This is a genomic window from Streptomyces sp. NBC_00162 (assembly GCF_024611995.1).
Lineage (GTDB): Bacteria > Actinomycetota > Actinomycetes > Streptomycetales > Streptomycetaceae > Streptomyces.
Window position 1 is genome coordinate 4,583,707 of the sequence record NZ_CP102509.1, and the last position, 16,238, is coordinate 4,599,944.

Annotated in this window: 13 protein-coding genes; 3 read left to right on the plus strand and 10 right to left on the minus strand. The window is 71.1% G+C overall.

Going from position 1 to position 16,238, the window contains the following annotated elements:
- Window positions 1–93 precede the first annotated feature (93 nt).
- Entirely contained in the window at window positions 94–1,920 is a 1,827-nt protein-coding gene (locus JIW86_RS21380; protein ID WP_215146149.1) for an acyl-CoA dehydrogenase, read from the minus strand.
- A gap of 174 nt (window positions 1,921–2,094) precedes the next feature.
- Here JIW86_RS21380 and JIW86_RS21385 point away from each other — a divergent pair, with 174 nt between their 5' ends.
- Together JIW86_RS21385 and JIW86_RS21390 are read left to right on the plus strand one after the other, a co-directional pair.
- Window positions 2,095–2,553: an SseB family protein gene (locus tag JIW86_RS21385; protein WP_215146094.1), complete on the plus strand. Its 459-nt coding sequence runs from the start codon at window positions 2,095–2,097 to the stop codon at window positions 2,551–2,553.
- Window positions 2,554–2,695: 142 nt separating this feature from the next.
- A complete protein-coding gene (locus JIW86_RS21390) occupies window positions 2,696–3,679 on the plus strand; it encodes a pirin family protein (protein ID WP_215146096.1) in 984 nt (327 codons plus the stop codon).
- 10 nt (window positions 3,680–3,689) lie between these two features.
- On the opposite strand, the gene JIW86_RS21395 is transcribed toward JIW86_RS21390, so the two are convergent.
- From JIW86_RS21395 to JIW86_RS21430, 8 genes are all read right to left on the minus strand, one after another.
- Window positions 3,690–4,964 carry an ABC transporter permease gene (locus JIW86_RS21395; RefSeq protein ID WP_416237583.1) on the minus strand — a complete coding sequence of 425 codons (1,275 nt, stop codon included), beginning with the start codon at window positions 4,962–4,964 and terminating at the stop codon, window positions 3,690–3,692.
- Between the two features lie 33 nt (window positions 4,965–4,997).
- Window positions 4,998–5,693, minus strand: a complete 696-nt coding sequence (locus JIW86_RS21400; protein WP_257555475.1) for an ABC transporter ATP-binding protein — start codon at window positions 5,691–5,693, stop codon at window positions 4,998–5,000.
- Complete coding sequence (locus tag JIW86_RS21405; protein WP_257555476.1) at window positions 5,690–7,162, minus strand: peptidoglycan-binding protein; 1,473 nt, start codon at window positions 7,160–7,162, stop codon at window positions 5,690–5,692. Before JIW86_RS21405 ends, JIW86_RS21400 begins: the two co-directional genes overlap by 4 nt.
- A 19-nt stretch (window positions 7,163–7,181) precedes the next feature.
- Complete coding sequence (locus JIW86_RS21410) at window positions 7,182–7,712, minus strand: hypothetical protein (RefSeq protein ID WP_257555477.1); 531 nt, start codon at window positions 7,710–7,712, stop codon at window positions 7,182–7,184.
- A complete protein-coding gene (locus JIW86_RS21415; RefSeq protein ID WP_257555478.1) occupies window positions 7,709–8,620 on the minus strand; it encodes a hypothetical protein in 912 nt (303 codons plus the stop codon). Before JIW86_RS21415 ends, JIW86_RS21410 begins: the two co-directional genes overlap by 4 nt.
- Before the next feature lie 103 nt (window positions 8,621–8,723).
- Window positions 8,724–9,029, minus strand: coding sequence for a hypothetical protein (locus JIW86_RS21420; protein WP_215146106.1), 306 nt, complete (start codon window positions 9,027–9,029; stop codon window positions 8,724–8,726).
- Window positions 9,030–9,327: 298 nt separating this feature from the next.
- On the minus strand, window positions 9,328–10,440 hold the full coding sequence (locus JIW86_RS21425) for an AI-2E family transporter (protein WP_257555480.1): 1,113 nt from the start codon (window positions 10,438–10,440) through the stop codon (window positions 9,328–9,330).
- 39 nt (window positions 10,441–10,479) lie between these two features.
- On the minus strand, window positions 10,480–12,642 hold the full coding sequence (locus tag JIW86_RS21430) for a SpoIIE family protein phosphatase (protein ID WP_257555481.1): 2,163 nt from the start codon (window positions 12,640–12,642) through the stop codon (window positions 10,480–10,482).
- Window positions 12,643–12,801: 159 nt separating this feature from the next.
- On the opposite strand from JIW86_RS21430, the gene aspS reads away from it, so the two are divergent.
- The gene (aspS, locus tag JIW86_RS21435; RefSeq protein WP_215146110.1) at window positions 12,802–14,619 is read left to right on the plus strand and encodes an aspartate--tRNA ligase; all 1,818 of its coding nucleotides are present in this window, start codon (window positions 12,802–12,804) and stop codon (window positions 14,617–14,619) included.
- A gap of 89 nt (window positions 14,620–14,708) precedes the next feature.
- Here aspS and JIW86_RS21440 read toward each other — a convergent pair whose 3' ends face one another.
- Window positions 14,709–16,040, minus strand: a complete 1,332-nt coding sequence (locus JIW86_RS21440) for a VWA domain-containing protein (protein WP_322975540.1) — start codon at window positions 16,038–16,040, stop codon at window positions 14,709–14,711.
- Window positions 16,041–16,238: the final 198 nt, after the last annotated feature.

The window sequence follows — 16,238 nt, forward strand, 5'->3', positions numbered from 1 at the left end:
GTCCCATGAACGACTGACAACGGAAGAACGCACAGGTAAGCGAGTGGCCGGGCCCCCGTGGAGGGGGACCCGGCCGCTGGGCGCGAAGCTCGCTTAGAAGGCGGCCTCGTCGAGCTCCATCAGGGAGTTGTCGACGGACTCGGCGAGCGAGCGGGCGACCGAGACGCCGGGCAGGACCTGCGACGCGAAGAACTTCGCGGCGGCGATCTTGCCGGTGTAGAACGGCACGTCCTTGGCGGAGGCGGTCGCGAGCTTCTCGGCGGCCACGGCCGCACCCTTGAGCAGCAGGTATCCGACGACGACGTCGCCGGAGGCCATCAGCAGGCGGGTGGTGTTCTGGCCGACCTTGTAGATGTTCTTGACGTCCTCGCCGGTGGCGGTGAGGTCGACGATCATCTGGCCGACGATGGCCTCGAGGTCCACGGCGGCCTTGGCGAGCGCGTCGCGGGCGCCGGCCAGCTCCTCGCCGCCGACGGCCTCGGCCAGGAACTTCTTGATCGTCTCGGAGAGGATGTTCAGGGAGGCGCCCTGGTCGCGGACGATCTTCCGGAAGAAGAAGTCCTGGCCCTGGATCGCCGTGGTGCCCTCGTAGAGGGTGTCGATCTTGGCGTCCCGGATGTACTGCTCGATCGGGTATTCCTGCAGGTAGCCGGAACCGCCGAAGGTCTGCAGCGACTGGGCGAGCTGCTCGTAGGACTTCTCCGAGCCGTAGCCCTTCACGATCGGCAGGAGCAGGTCGTTCAGGCCGATCTCGGCAGCGGCGTCCTCGCCCGCGGCCTGCTTCAGCTGGATCGCGTCCTGGACGGAGGCGGTGTACAGCACCAGGGCGCGCATGCCCTCGGCGTACGCCTTCTGCGTCATGAGCGAGCGGCGCACGTCGGGGTGGTGCGTGATGGTGACCTTGGGCGCCGTCTTGTCCATGAAGTTGGCCAGGTCCGGACCCTGCACGCGCTCCTTGGCGTACTCCAGCGCGTTGAGGTAGCCGGTGGAGAGGGTGGCGATGGCCTTCGTGCCGACCATCATCCGGGCGAACTCGATGATCATGAACATCTGGCGGATGCCGTCGTGCTTGTCACCGATCAGCCAGCCCTTGGCGGGGTGCTGGTCGCCGAAGGTCATCTCGCACGTGTTGGAGGCCTTGAGGCCCATCTTGTGCTCGACGTTCGTGGCGTAGACGCCGTTGCGCTCGCCCAGCTCGCCGGTCTCCCAGTCGAAGTGGAACTTCGGGACGAGGAAGAGCGACAGGCCCTTGGTGCCCGGGCCGTGGCCCTCGGGGCGGGCGAGGACGTAGTGGAGGATGTTCTCCTCCATGTCGTGCTCACCGGACGTGATGAAGCGCTTCACGCCCTCGATGTGCCAGGAGCCGTCGGCCTGCTGGATCGCCTTGGTGCGGCCGGCGCCCACGTCCGAGCCGGCGTCCGGCTCGGTGAGGACCATGGTGGAGCCCCAGCGCTTCTCGACGGCGATCTCGGCGACCTTCTTCTGCGCCTCGTTGCCCTCTTCGAAGAGGATGCCGGCGAACGCCGGGCCGGAGGAGTACATCCAGATGGCCGGGTTCGAGCCGAGCAGCAGCTCCGCGTACGCCCAGATGAGTGAACGGGGCGAGGTGGTGCCGCCGATCTCCTCGGGCAGGCCCAGACGCCAGTACTCGGAGTCCATGAAGGCTTCGTAGCTCTTCTTGAAGGAGGCCGGGACCGGCGCGGTGTTGGTGGCCGGGTCGAAGACCGGCGGGTTGCGGTCGGCGTCCTCGAAGGAGGCGGCCAGCTCGTTCTCCGCGAGGCGGGTGAGCTCGGACAGGACGCTCTTGGCGGTCTCGGTGTCCATCTCCTCGAACGGACCGGTGCCGTACAGCTTGTCGCGGCCGAGCACCTCGAAGAGGTTGAACTCGATGTCGCGGAGATTCGACTTGTAGTGCCCCATGGCGACGGCTCCGTTAAGGCTCGGGAAGACAGGTTCCTCGTACATACCAATCGGTAACCTCATGATGCTACCCACCGGTAATAAGACGCAACCCTTGGCGGGCAACTGTGACCAGGGTCAAGCGTGGCGCGATTGCGTCTCTGGGGGCCGGGGCCGGTCGGTAGGCTTCGCTCCATGTACGGCTACGACCAGAACGTGAGCGCAGGGCAGCAGTACGCCGCCCCGCAGCAGATGGGCGGCGGGTACGGCGAGCAGCCGCTCTACCCCGAGCCCTCGCCGCCGTCGCTCGCCGACGCGGTACGGGCCTTCACCACCGGATCGCTGTCGGCGGAGGACTTCCAGCAGATCTTCGCCACCTCGAAGGTCTACTGCCCGCGCGGCGAGACCCCGGGCTTCCTGGCGCTGCACAACACCCAGCAGCCGGTCATCCCGATGTTCACCACGCTCAAGGAGCTGCGCCGGTACGCCGGCAAGGAGTCCAAGTACTTCGTGATCACCGGTGCGGAGGTGATCGACCTGCTGCCCACCGGGTACGGATTCGTCCTCGACATGGAGGGCGACCACCGGATGGTCTTCGACGCGAAGGCGGTCGAGCAGATGGTCGACTTCGCGATGCGCCGCATGTATGGCTGACCGCCCTTGCCGCACAGGCGGCTGACCTGCGCTTTCTCGTCCACGGCCCCCGGGGGAATGTCCCCGGGGGCCGCTCTGTTCTGTGGGGTGTGGCAGAAAGTTCGAGTTTCAACTAAACTCGACGCAGAAGGAGGTCCTGACCATGCCCGCAGTGACTGTTGAGAACCCGTTGACGCTTCCGCGAGTGGCCGAGCCGCAGGCGGTCGTCCCGCGCAAGGTGCTGGCCGTCACCACCGCTCCCGGTGGGTTCGAGGGTGAGGGATTCCCGGTGCGCCGCGCGTTCGCGGGGATCAACTACCAGTACCTCGACCCGTTCATCATGATGGACCAGATGGGCGAGGTGGAGTACGCCCCGGGCGAGCCCAAGGGCACCCCGTGGCACCCGCACCGCGGCTTCGAGACCGTCACCTACCTGATCGACGGAACCTTCGTCCACCAGGACAGCAACGGCGGCGGCGGAGTCATCAACGGCGGTGACACGCAGTGGATGACCGCCGGTTCGGGCCTGCTGCACATCGAGGCCCCGCCGGAGTCCCTCGTGGTCAGCGGCGGCCTCTTCCACGGCCTCCAGCTGTGGGTCAACCTGCCGGCCTCCGACAAGATGATGCCCCCGCGCTACCAGGACATCGGCGGCGGCCAGGTCCAGCTGCTGACCACCCCGGACGGCGGCGCCCTGCTCCGCGTGATCGCCGGCGAGCTGGACGGTCACGACGGTCCGGGCATCACCCACACCCCCATCACGATGATCCACGCGACCGTCACCCCGGGCGCGCAGATCACCCTGCCGTGGCGCGAGGACTTCAACGCCCTGGCGTACGTACTGGCCGGGCGCGGCTCGGTCGGCGAGGACCGCCGGCCGGTCCACACCGGGCAGACGGCGGTCTTCGGCGAGGGCGGCTCGCTCACGGTGCGGGCGGACGAGTCCCAGGACTCCAACGCTCCGGATCTGGAGATCGTGCTCCTCGGCGGACGTCCGATCCGCGAGCCGATGGCGCACTACGGGCCGTTCGTCATGAACAGCAAGCACGAGCTCCAGCAGGCCTTCGACGACTTCCAGGCGGGGCGGCTGGGCACCATCCCGACCACCGCCCGGGAGCGGACCAAGTCGGCGGACCAGCACTCCTAGGAGACCCCTCCTAGCGGCGCAGGGCCTCGGCCGGTTCGGTACGCGAGGCCCGCCACGCCGGGTAGAGCCCGGCCAGGACCCCGGTGACCAGTCCGATCAGCGGCGCCACGGCGACGGTGGCCGGCGACATCACCGGGGTCCAGTCGCGCAGGGCCGACACCGCGACCACGGTGAGCGTGCCGAGCGAGGTGCCGACCAGGCCGCCCACCGCGCCCTGGGCCGCGGACTCGGCCAGGAACTGGACCATGATGTGCCGGCCGCGCGCACCGAGGGCCCGGCGCAGGCCGATCTCCCCGGTCCGCTCCAGCACCGCCACCAGCGTGGTGTTCGCGATCCCCACCGCGCCGATGACCAGGCAGATCGCCGCCAGCAGCAGGAACAGCTGGTCCAGGTCGGTGGTCACCCCCGACCGCAGCGACCGCGGATCGGGCGGCGGTACGGGCCCCAGCCAGTCGGGATGGTCCGGGCGCAGGGCGGGCGGCAGCTCCCCGGCCACCTGGCGGGCCGCGCCCAGCTCGGTCACCACCAGCATCCGGGCCCGCTGGGAATTGTCCGGCGGCCCCCACAGCTTCTCGGCGGTCCGCCGGGGCACCACCACCGACAGCAGCAGGTCCGCCTTGCGGTCGGCGCCGGTGGCGATGCCGATCACGGTGAACGGGTGGTCGCCGATGAACACCGCCGGGCGGCTTTCCAGCGTGGTGATGCCCAGGCGGGCGGCCATCGCCGAGCCCACCACCGCCACCTGTTCGGCGCGCTCGTCGTGGAAGTCGTCGAAGCCCCGTCCGGAGCCGAGGGTCAGCCCGGCCGCGCGCAGCATTCCGGGGGAGGCGGCGACCACTGGGATCCGCTCGCCCGTGGCCCCGGCCACCGGGGCCGACCGTACTGTGCTGCGGCCGAGCGGGACCGGCCAGAACACCCCGGCGGCCGTGACCCCGTTCAGCGCTCCCGCGCGGGCATCGGCGTCCGCGGGGAAGGCGTTCGGCACCTGCTGCGCGAGCTGTGGATCGCCGCGGCCGGCCGTGTCCTCGACCCCGACCTCGGTGGCCGTCATGGCGTTGAACCGGCTGTCGATCTGCGAGGACGCGGTGGCCGTGAGGCCCAGGATCGCCACGAAGGTGCCCACGCCCAGCACCGTGCCGAGGCCCGTGAGGGCGGAGCGGGCGGGGCGCTGGAGCATCCCGGCGAGTGCCTCGGCGAGCAGGTCGCGCGGCGAGAGGCGGGAGGGCGTGATGCCGGCGGCGGCGCCGGTGTCCTTCCGTTTCCGCCGCACCGTTTTCCACTTCACCGTTCCCACCTCACCGTTTCCACCTCGCTGTTGTCATCGGCGGACGACCTCGCCCAGCATCCCGTCGCGGATGGACACGGTCCGCCGGCCCCGCTCGGCCACCCGCGGATCGTGCGTGATGACCAGCAAGGTCAGCCCGTCGGCGTGCAGTTCGTCCAGCAGGGCCAGTACGGAGTCGGCCGTGGCGGTGTCCAGGTTTCCCGTCGGCTCGTCGCACAGCAGCAGCGACGGCCCGGCGACCAGGGCGCGGGCGATGGCCACGCGCTGGCGCTCACCACCGGACATCCGGGTCGGCAGATGGCCGGTGCGGTGTCCGAGGCCGACCCGGTCGAGCGCGGTGCGGGCCCGGCCGGCGCGCTCCGCCCGCGGGACGCCGTTGTAGACCATGGCGAGGAGCACGTTCTCCAGGGCGCTGCGGTGCGGCAGGAGGTGGAAGGACTGGAAGACGAAGCCGATGCGCTGACCGCGCAGGGCGGTCCGGTCGCGGTCGCGCAGGGCGCCGGTGTCGATGCCGTCGAGCAGGTACCGGCCGCCGGTCGGGGCGTCGATGAGCCCGGCGACGTTCAGGAAGGTCGACTTCCCGGAGCCGGAGGGGCCGACGACCGTGACGTACTCGCCGCGCTCCACGGTCAGTTCGCAGGGCCGCAGCGCGTGGACGGGCGGCGGTCCGGGGTAGGTGAGCCCGACGCCCTCGAAGCGGACGACCGGGGGGAGGCCGGCACCGGTCATGGCTTCGCCTGGGCGACCAGCACCCGGTCACCGTCGGCCAGCGCGCCCCCGCCGACCGGATCGACCTGGACCATCCCGTCGGCGGACATCCCGGCCCGGACCTCGACCCGGCGCCGGTCCCCCTGGGCCTGCGGGTCCTTGCCGAGCACCGTGACGGTGGTCCGGCCGTCCGCGCCCGCCGAGATGGCGGACAGCGGCACGATCAGCACCGGCTCCCCCGAGGAGGCCGCGGTCACGGTGAGCCGTACGCCCTGCCCGGTGAGCTGGGCGTCGAGGGCCTGGTCGGGTTTGACCGTCAGGGCGTACCCGCCGGGATTCTGCGGGGCGTCGGGGGCGGCCTGGCCGGAGCCGCCGCCCGTCGGGGCGGTACCGGCCGCCGCCGGGGTGGGGTCGGCGGCCACCGATTCGACCGTGGCGGTGGCGCTCAGGCCGGTGGCCTCGGACAGCAGCTGGACCTTCATCCCCGGTTTCACGAGGTCCTTCTGGTGGGCCGGGAGAGAGGCCCGGATGACCGGGGCGCCCGCCGAGACGCTCAGCAGGGACTCCGCGACGGGTTCGCCGACCGATGCCTTCACCGCGTCCACCCGCGCGGGGAAGCCCTTGACGAAGAGCAGCTCGTCGGCCGGGACCATGGGGCCGGCCGCCGCCCGGGCCGTGTCCAGCCGGGACTTGGCCTTGGCCAGGTCCTGCTGGGCGAAGGTGAGCTGCAGCTGGGCCTCCGAGGCGTCGCCGCCGCCTTCCTTGGCCTTCTTCAGGGCGTTCTTCGTCGTGGTGACCTGCCGCTCGGCCGCGTCCGCCGCGTCCTCGGCCGCCCGTACGTTCTCCGCGTCGCCTGGATCGGCGGACCGCGGGGTGTATCCGAGCGCGGTGTAGAAGGCGGTGACCGCCGCCTTCGTCCCGGAGCCGTAGGTGCCGGCCGGGTCCGCGCCGGTGGGGTGCCCCAGCGCCTTGAGTCCCTGCTGGAGCTGGCCCACGTCCTTGCCGGTGGCGCCGGGCTTCAGGTCCCGGTACACGGGCAGCGCGCCGGCCAGCGCGAACACGGGCCGCCCCGAGACCTCCAGGAGTACCTCGCCGGCCTGCACGGCCGTACCGGGCTGCTTGTTGACCCGGGTGACCACGGGCTTCGCACCCGCCGCGGCCCCCGCGCCCGCGCCGGGCGTGACGGCCAGGGTCTGCTCGGCGGTCACGGTGCCGCGTACGACCACCGACGAGGTGAGCACCCGCCGTTCCACCCGGTCGGCGAGCACGGAGGCGGGCGGCGGCGCGGCGTCGGCGGCGACCTGCGAGGGGGAGCGGATGGTGGTGGCGACGACGACCCCGGCCCCGGTGAGCACGACCGCGCCGGCGACGACCCAGATCAGGATGCGGCGGCGGCTGCCGAGCGAGGGCGGCGCGCCCGCCTCTCCGGCGGCGTCGGCCGCACCGGCCGTGCCCGCCTCTCCGGGAGAGTCGGGTTCTTCATGTTTCACGTGAAACCCACTTCTCGTTTCAACAGTTCTCGCCGATTACGTCGACGGAGCCGACCTTCCAGGGGGCGCCCTCGCGTTCGCGGATCATGGTGAAGGCGCCCTGCTGGGAGGGCTTGTCCTCCAGCTGGTCGACCGGCCGGCCGGTCGCGGAGTCGTGGATCAGCCAGCGGTCCAGATCGACGCAGTCGATCAGCATCCGGGTGTGCTCACCGGTGGTCTCCATGCCGGTGACGCGGTGGCCGACCTCGCCGAGCAGAACCTGCCCCGCCTCCTTCGACTGGGCGAGGTTGTCGCGCAGCTCCCGCAACTGGCTTCCGGTGGCCACCTGTTCCAGGCCCGGATCCTGTGGATCGGGTGTCCGGTTCGCCGCGAGCCAGGTGGTCCAGTACGTGTCGTACGCCCGCGTCACGTCCTCGCTCGGGGGCCCGGCCGAGGAACGGGGCGAGTCGTCCGCCCCGGGGGTGCCGGAGGCGGCCGCGGTGCACCCGGTGACCAGGGCCAGTACCAGGACCACCAGCGACGCGGGCAGAACGGCCGCCGGGGCCCTCACGCGGAACCGTCCTGGAGGACCTTCTGGGCGAACCTGACCTGCTCGCCCAGGCGCTTCTTCTCCTGGTCCAGGCCCTCCTTGTGGCGTTCGACCAGGCCGTTCTGGTAGGCCGTGAGGACGGCCGTCCAGGTGTCGGTGAGCTTGGTCCGCTGCTTGCAGGACACGTCAGTGGTGGCGGCGGTGACCTCCTCGGAGGTGACCGGCCCGGTCCACCGGGTGCCCTCCATCTGCTGGAGCTCCCAGGGGGTGCTCACCTGGAAGCCCGCCTCGCGCATGCAGCTGCTCCACTGGGTGATGCCCGCGGTGATCCGGCTGTCTCCCCGGGCCCGGTCGCCGGCCTGCTGGACGAGTTCGTCGAGCAGTTTGGTGCCGCTCTCGCTGCTCTTCGGATAGAGCTTGCGGGTGGCCTCGCCCGAGCAGCCGCCTTCGGGGGCCCCGGGGTGCGCCGGCGCCCCGTCCTGCGGTCCGAAGAGGGCGGCCGTCTCGTTCGGGTCGCGTTTTGTGCCGGCCTCCGATCCGCGTTCCGGTAATGTGCCGGACCGGTAACCGGATTTCTTCGCGGATTCCGCGTCCACCAGGCCGATTCCGCTGGTGGTCGGCTTGGAAGTGGTGTTGGCGTAAGTACTTGAATTCTTGAACGAAGCGAATCCGACGCGACGCATACAGGATTCCGTGAGGATGTCCTGCGCCTGCTCCATCACCTTCTGCTGCGCCTTGTCGAAGGAGTAGGCGTCGAGGGGGAGCGCGGCGTTCGCGGGGTCCGGCTGCGGGGTGACGGTCACCTGCGGTTCGGCCGAGGGCCCGGCCGATCCGCCCTGTTCCGGGCCCGCCGGGCCGGCGGTGCAGGCGCTGAGCGCCGCGGCCGCGACGGCGATCAGCAGGGGCAGCCGTTGGCGCGCGTGGAGCACGATCAGCCTTTCCGTGGTGGGACGGGGGCCGTACACTGCCCGGCGCGCCCGGGGCCGGGACCGATTCCAGCGGTCCCGGCCCCGGGTACGCGCGGGCGCCTGATCAGCAGGGGTTCTTGGCCCACTTGGTGAGCAGGGTCATCGAGGTGTACCCGGTGACGTTGGTGTTGTTGTTGCGGTGCTTGTCCCACCACCTGTTGCCGTTGATGACGGTGCCCGACTTGTAGCAGATGGGCGTGATGGTGTGGCTCCGGTAGCCGAGGCCGTTGACCGCCGACGAGGTCGTGGAGTTGGCGCGGATCCGCACCCCGTCCTCGGTGTAGTCGCCGGCGTGGGCGGCGGTGACCGACCCCATGACGATCGCAACGGTGGAAAGCGCCACCGCGCTGAGCTTTGCTGCCTTGCGCACGCTGTCTCCTCTTTGATGATCGGACACGTCCATGTGCAGCCCGAGAGGAATTCCAGCGTTCGGATCCCCCCGGTCCGGAGAGAGACGATGGCACGAACATTTATCTCGTGCCAGGGGATATCGGGGATCCGGTCCGAGAGAGGCCGGAATTCTTCTTCCCCCGCTTGCACGGACGTTCACAGGCGTGGTGATCCATTTCCCCGTAGTCGCAGGAGAGCGCCCGCCGGAAATGCGACGGTCCCCGATTCTCCGCGAACGGATGATCGGGGACCGCTTCGGGGTTGGCCGGAAATATTCGCTACCCGGCGCGCTCCACACCCTCGGTCTCCTCGGTGCCCCCGGGTCCGTCGGCGCCGTCGGCTTCCGAGTACCGGGCCCGCAGTTCCGAGATGATCCCGAAGGCGGCCGCGGTCAGCGGGACCGCGAGCAGCATCCCCAGGATCCCGGCGACGCTCGCCCCCGCCGTGATGGCCACCATGACCATGGCCGGGTGCATCTGCACCGTCCGGCTCTGCACCATGGGCTGGAGCACGTACCCCTCGATCATCTGGACCACCAGCACGAGCCCGAGCACCCACAGGCCGATGATCCAGCCCCGGTCGGCGAGGGCGACGAGGACCGCCACGGCGCCCGAGAGGAACGCGCCGAGGTAGGGGATGTAGGCGGTCACGAACACCAGGGAGGCCAGGCCCACCGCGCCCGGCACGTCGAGCACCAGCAGACCCACGCCGATCAGCACGGCGTCGACCAGGGCCACGAAGGTGGTCCCGCGCATGAAGCCCTCGACGGCCTCGAAGGCGCGCCGCCCCATCGCCTCCATCAGGTCGCCCGAGCGGCTCGGGACCAGCGAGCGCAGCGTCCCCACGGCCCGGTGGGAGTCGCGGAGGAAGAAGAAGATCAGCACCAGCGCCAGCAGGGCCATCGCGATCATCGTCCCCACCACGCTGAGCCCGGCGACCACGCCCGAGGCGGCCGTGCCGCCGAACTTTTCCAGCAGGTCCCTGGAGTTCTTCGCGACGTCCTCGAGCGAGGTGCCGAGCGCTCCGAAGTGCTCCGCGACGCTCGCGCCGGCCCGCCGGAGCGCGTCGACGATCTCGTTGCCGGTCTCGATGAGCGCGAGGACGACGACGTACGAGGCCCCGCCGACGACGGCCACCACGGCGAGGCAGGTGAGGGCCGCGGCGAGCGAGCGGTTGACCTTCATGCGGACCAGCCGCCGGTGCATCGGCCCGAGCAGGGCCGTGCCGAGCACGGCGAGCAGTACCGGCGTGACGACCGCCCGGAAGACGGTGCACAGCCATACGACGACGGCGAGCACGGCGGTCACGACGAGCACGACGGCGCACCAGGCGACGAGGCGCCGCACGGGCTCGGGCAGCAGGGGAGCGGGAGTCGGACTCGGAGTCGGCACGGCTGTATCCAAGCACGGCTGCCGTCCGCCGGCCGGGGGTCAGAGCAGCAGGTCGGTATCGGTTCCGGGCTTCGACCGCTCGTAGAGCTCGAACCAGATGGACTTGCCCTCACCGCGCGGGTCCACGCCCCAGGTGTCGGCCAGCATCTCCATCAGCAGTACCCCGCGGCCGCTGGAGGCCATCTCGCCCGGGTGCCGCTTGTGCGGGAGCTCGTCGCTCCCGTCCGCGACCTCGATGCGCAGCCGGCGCTCGCCCAGCTCGCCCACGGCTTCCGCGACCAGCAGCGCGTCGCCGTCGGTGTGCGTGAGTACGTTCGTCACCATCTCGGAGACCACGAGCACCGCCGAGTCCACCTGCTCGGCGTCGGCCCAGTCGTGCAGCAGTTCCCGGATCTGCTGCCGGGCGCCCGCGATCCGTTCCGGTTCGGCCTGGGCCACGGTCAGCATCGTGCGGCGGGCCGGGCGGACCGGGTGCAGCGGCGGGGCGCCGCAGCCGCAGCCCTCGCCCTCGCGGCACAGCAGCACCACGGCTATGTCGTCCTCGCGGCGGTCGGCCAGCGGGCCGGTGGTGTGGTGCGAGGACGGCCCGTGAACGGCCTGGACGAGCAGGTCGGCGAGCTTCTCCAGCGACTCCGACCCGTGCGTTTCGGACTCCAGGATCGCGCGCAGCCGCGCCCATCCGGTGTCCAGGTCGTGCCCGCCGGTCTCGATCAGCCCGTCGGTGCACAGCATCATCGTCTCGCCGGGTTCCAGGGTGAACCGGCTGGTGGGGTAGTCGGTGTCGGGAACGATGCCGAGGGGGAGTCCGCCCGCGGTGGGGCGCATCAGGACGGTGCCGTCGGGCATCCGGATCGCGGGCTCGGGGTGGCCGGCGCGGGCCACCTCCAGCATGCCGGTCCGCGGGTCGCACTCCACGTACAGGCAGGTCGCGAACCGGGGGCTCTGGAAGTCCGGGTCCTCGTCCGAGTCGGACTCCTGCGAAGAGCAGATCCCGTCGAGGAAGCGCGAAGCCCGGGAGAGCACCGCGTCCGGACGGTGGCCCTCCGAGGCGTACGCCCGCACCGCGATCCGCAGCTGGCCCATCAGCCCGGCCGCGCGCACGTCGTGGCCCTGGACATCGCCGATGACCAGCGCGAACCGTCCCGAGGGCAGCGGGATCATGTCGTACCAGTCCCCGCCGACCTGGAGCCCGCCGCCGGTCGGCACGTACCGGGCGGCGATCCGCATGCCGGGGATCTCGGGGCCGAGCTGCGGCATCATCGACCGCTGGAGGCCGGTGGTGAGTTCCCGCTCGGATTCGGCCACCCCGGCACGCTGGAGGGCCTGCGCGAGCATCCGGGCCACGGTGGTCAGGACGGAGCGTTCGTCGGGGGAGAAGGACACCGGGTGCTTGAAGGCGGCCATCCAGGCGCCCATGGTGCGGCCGGCCACGATCAGGGGCAGGAAGGCCCAGGACACCCGGCCGAAGCGGTGGGCGAGCGGCCAGGTGGCCGGGAAGCGCCGCTTGTAGTCCTCCGGGCTGGGCAGGTAGATCGCCCTGCCGGTACGGACCACCTCCGCGGCCGGGTAGTCCGTATCCAGCCGCATGTCCGCGAAGGGGGCCTCGTCCCCGACGTCGTGCCCGTGGTGCCCGATGATCGACAACCGGTCGCCGGCCACGCCGAAGACCGCCAGTCCGTCGGGGCTGAAACCGGGCATGGACAGGGAGGCCGCGACCCGCAGCACCTCCGCGGTGGAGCGGGCCTCGGCCAGCGCCCGCCCCGCGTCCAGCAGGAAGGCCTCGCGGGAACGCCGCCAGTCGCCGGTGATCGGGGTGTGCACGGCGGTGGTGCCGGGCTGCGGCTCGGCGATCTCCTGGATGGTGCCGATCAGCTCGTAGTCGACGCGGCCGTCGGTGCCGCGGTTCTCCACCGGTTTGGAGCGGCTGCGCACGGTCCGCAGGACCCGGCCGTCCTCGTCCATGATCCGCAGCCGGGCCTCGGCGAGCGTGCCCTCGGCGACGGCCAGGGTCACGATGCCGTTGATCTCGTTCCAGTCCACCGGGTGGAACCGCGACCGTACGGCGACCTCCGGCAGCACCACCGGGTCGGCGGGCAGCCCGAGGAGCCGGGCGGCCTCGCTGTCGAGGGTGACCGTCCCGGAGGCGTTGTCCCATCGCCACAGACCCGTCGCGATGGCGGCCAGGACATCCTCGGTGCGCACTCGGTCATCTTTACAGGTCATCGGTCTTACGTGCCTGTTCACCCGGTGCACCGGGTGCGTTCGGGCAGGCCCGGCGGGCGTGCCCGACCCGCCCCCCGCCCGGACGGTAACCTTGTGAGGGTTGAATCCACCCTGGTATCGCGAAGAACTGGATGACTGATGCATCGGTACAGGTCCCACACCTGCGGCGAGCTCCGCGCCTCTGACGTCAACGCCGACGTCCGGCTGAGCGGCTGGCTGCACAACCGTCGAGACCTGGGCGGCATCCTCTTCATCGATCTGCGTGACCACTACGGCATCACGCAGCTCGTGGCCCGTCCCGGCACCGCCGCGAACGAGGCGCTGAGCAGCGTCACCAAGGAGACGGTCGTCCGCATCGACGGCAAGGTCGTCTCGCGTGGCGCGGACAACGTCAACCCCGAGCTGCCCACCGGCGAGATCGAGATCGAGGTCTCCGACGTCGAGGTGCTCGGCGGGGCCGCCCCGCTGCCCTTCACCATCAACACCGACGACGGTGTGAACGAGGAGCGGCGCCTGGAGTACCGCTTCCTCGACCTGCGCCGCGAGCGCATGCACCGCAACATCATGCTGCGCTCGGCCGTGATCGCCTCCATCCGCTCCAAGATGGTGGCCCTCGGCTTCAACGAGATGGCGACCCCGATCCTCACCGCGACCTCCCCCGAGGGCGCCCGTGACTTCGTCGTCCCGTCCCGCCTGAACCCGGGCAAGTTCTACGCCCTGCCGCAGGCCCCGCAGCAGTTCAAGCAGCTGCTGATGATCTCCGGCTTCGACCGGTACTTCCAGATCGCGCCCTGCTTCCGCGACGAGGACGCCCGCGCCGACCGCTCGCCGGGCGAGTTCTACCAGCTCGACGTGGAGATGTCCTTCGTCGAGCAGGAGGACGTCTTCCAGCCGATCGAGCGCCTGATGACCGAGATCTTCACGGAGTTCGGCAAGGGCCGCGAGGTCACCTCCCCCTTCCCGCGGATCCCGTTCCGCGAGTCGATGCTGAAGTACGGCAACGACAAGCCCGACCTGCGCGCCAAGCTGGAGCTCGTCGACATCACCGACGTGTTCGAGGGCTCGGAGTTCAAGGCGTTCGCCGGCAAGCACGTGCGCGCGCTGGCCGTCCCGGACACCGCCGCGCAGCCGCGCAAGTTCTTCGACGGCCTTGGCGAGTACGCGATCTCGCTGGGCGCCAAGGGCCTGGCCTGGGTCCGCGTCGGCGAGGACGGTGCCCTGACCGGCCCGATCGCCAAGTTCCTCACCGAGGAGAACGTCAAGGTCCTCACCGAGCGCCTGGGCCTGGTCCCCGGCCACGCCGTGTTCTTCGGCGCGGGCGACTTCGACGAGGTCTCCAAGATCATGTCCGGCGTTCGCGTCGAGGCCGCCAAGCGTGCGGGCCAGTTCGAGGAGAACGTCTTCCGGTTCTGCTGGATCGTCGACTTCCCGATGTACGAGAAGGACGAGGAGACCGGCAAGATCGACTTCTCCCACAACCCCTTCTCCATGCCGCAGGGCGGCATGAAGGACCTGGAGGAGAAGGACCCGCTCGACATCCTCGCCTGGCAGTACGACATCGTCTGCAACGGCATCGAGCTGTCCTCCGGCGCCATCCGCAACCACGAGCCCGAGGTCATGCTGAAGGCCTTCGAGATCGCGGGCTACGAGGCCGAGACCGTCGAGCGCGAGTTCGCCGGCATGCTGCGCGCCTTCCGTCTCGGCGCCCCGCCGCACGGCGGCATCGCCCCGGGCGTGGACCGCATCGTGATGCTGCTGGCCGACGAGCCGAACATCCGCGAGACCATCGCCTTCCCGCTGAACGGCAACGCGCAGGACCTGATGATGGGTGCGCCGACCGTGCTGGAGGAGTCCCGTCTTCGCGAGCTGAACATCGCGCTGCGCAAGCCGGTGGAGACGAAGGCGGCCGACGCCAAGCCGGTCACCGAGGCCGTCCACCCGGACGCCGCACGGTAGTTGGACCGGTCCTAGGACCGGATGTGCCGAAGGGCCCGGGATCGATGATCCCGGGCCCTTCGGCCGTTTTCCGTACGAGCTGGTGCTCGCTAGAACCGCTCGAGGATGCCCTTGAGGAGGGCGGCGGAGGTCAGTTCGCGCGGGGCGGGGCCGGCGTGGAAGAAGCCGGCGTTCTCGGCGTCCAGCTTGCGCAGGAAGTCGAAGGCCTTGGCGTCGTGGTCGCCGAACGCGACGAACTGCCAGTGGATGCCGGGGGCGGTGGTGGCCGCCTCGGCCAGGGCGGCCTTGGCGGGCTGCCGGTTGTCCGGGGCGCCGTCGGTCTGGAAGACGACGAGGGCCGGGCCCTCGCCGCCGTCCTTCTGGTAGCGCTCGAGGACGGCCTCGACGGCGACGTGGTAGCTGGTGCGGCCCATCCGGCCGAGCTCGGCGTGGCGGGTCTCGACCCAGGCCTCGTCGTGGCCGTCGAGGGCCAGGTCGGCGGTGCCGTCCAGCTCCGTGGAGAAGAACACGGTGTGGACCGTGGCCTCGTCGTCGAGGTGCGCGGCGAGGGCGAGCGCGTGGTCGGCGAGGTACTGGGCGCTGCCGTCCTTGTAGAACCCGCGCATGGATCCGGAGCGGTCCAGGACGAGGTACACCTTGGCGCGCGCCCCGGCCTTGTCCTTGCCCCGGAGCACCTGCCCGGCGGCCTTGTAGGCCCCGGCGACCCCGGGAGCCCGCTTGCGCACCGCGGCCGCGGCGTGCGCGGGCCCGCCGACGGCCTCGGTCTCGGCCTCGACCTCGGGCACGTCGACCTCGGCCTCGGCGGCCAGCGGCTCGACCTCGACCTCCGGCTCGGGGGCGGCCTCGACCTCAACCTCGGGCTCGGGGGCGACCTCGGGCTCGGCTTCGGCCACAGGCTCGGGGGCGACCTCGGGCTCGGCTTCGGCGGCCAGGGGCTCGGCCTCGACCTCAGCCTCCGGCGCGGCGGCCTCTGCCTCCGCGGCCAGGGGCTCGACCTCAGCCTCGACCTCAGCCCCGGCCTCGACCTCAGCCTCGGCCTCGACCTCAGCCTCGACCTCGGGCTCCGCCTCCGGCGTCGCTACGACGGCCTCCGCGGCCACTGGCTCGGCCTCGGGCTGCGCCTCCGGCGCGACCTCCGGCTCCGCCGCCGGGGCAGCGGCTTCGGCTTCGGCCTGCTCCGCAGGAGCCTCGGCCACCGGCTCGGCGGCTTCCTGCTCAACCGCCGGAGCCACCGGCTCGGCGGCCTCCGGCTGAACCGCCGGAGGCACCGGGCGGCGGGCCTCCGGGACCGTGGGGTCCGCGACCGGGGACGGGTCCGGGGCCGGAGCCGTCAGGACCGTGCCAGGCTCGCGGTCCCGCGGTGCGGACTGCGGTGGAACGGTGGGGTTGTCGAAGGACGCGGCCACCAATTCGGCCGCCACGTCCAGGGGGGTGCGTTCCGACTGGCTCGGGAGGTTCGCCGAGGGGGCGTCCGAAGTCTCCGGAACGGGTTCCGCAGACCGTCCGAACACCTTGCGCAACAAGCTCCGAATACCCATGGGCCAGGCCTTTCGCATGAGTGCGTGCGTCATTTGTCCGTGCTGCGCGGATGATCCCTGCCCAGAGTGGACACGTAAGGT

Excerpts from the sequence above, each read along its gene's own strand:
- aspS (WP_215146110.1), top strand. The coding sequence starts at position 12,802 with ATGCATCGGTACAGGTCCCACACCTGCGGCGAGCTCCGCGCCTCTGAC.
- JIW86_RS21385 (WP_215146094.1), top strand. The coding sequence starts at position 2,095 with ATGTACGGCTACGACCAGAACGTGAGCGCAGGGCAGCAGTACGCCGCC.
- JIW86_RS21390 (WP_215146096.1), top strand. The coding sequence starts at position 2,696 with ATGCCCGCAGTGACTGTTGAGAACCCGTTGACGCTTCCGCGAGTGGCC.
- JIW86_RS21400 (WP_257555475.1), bottom strand. The coding sequence starts at position 5,693 with ATGACCGGTGCCGGCCTCCCCCCGGTCGTCCGCTTCGAGGGCGTCGGG.
- JIW86_RS21380 (WP_215146149.1), bottom strand. The coding sequence starts at position 1,920 with ATGGGGCACTACAAGTCGAATCTCCGCGACATCGAGTTCAACCTCTTC.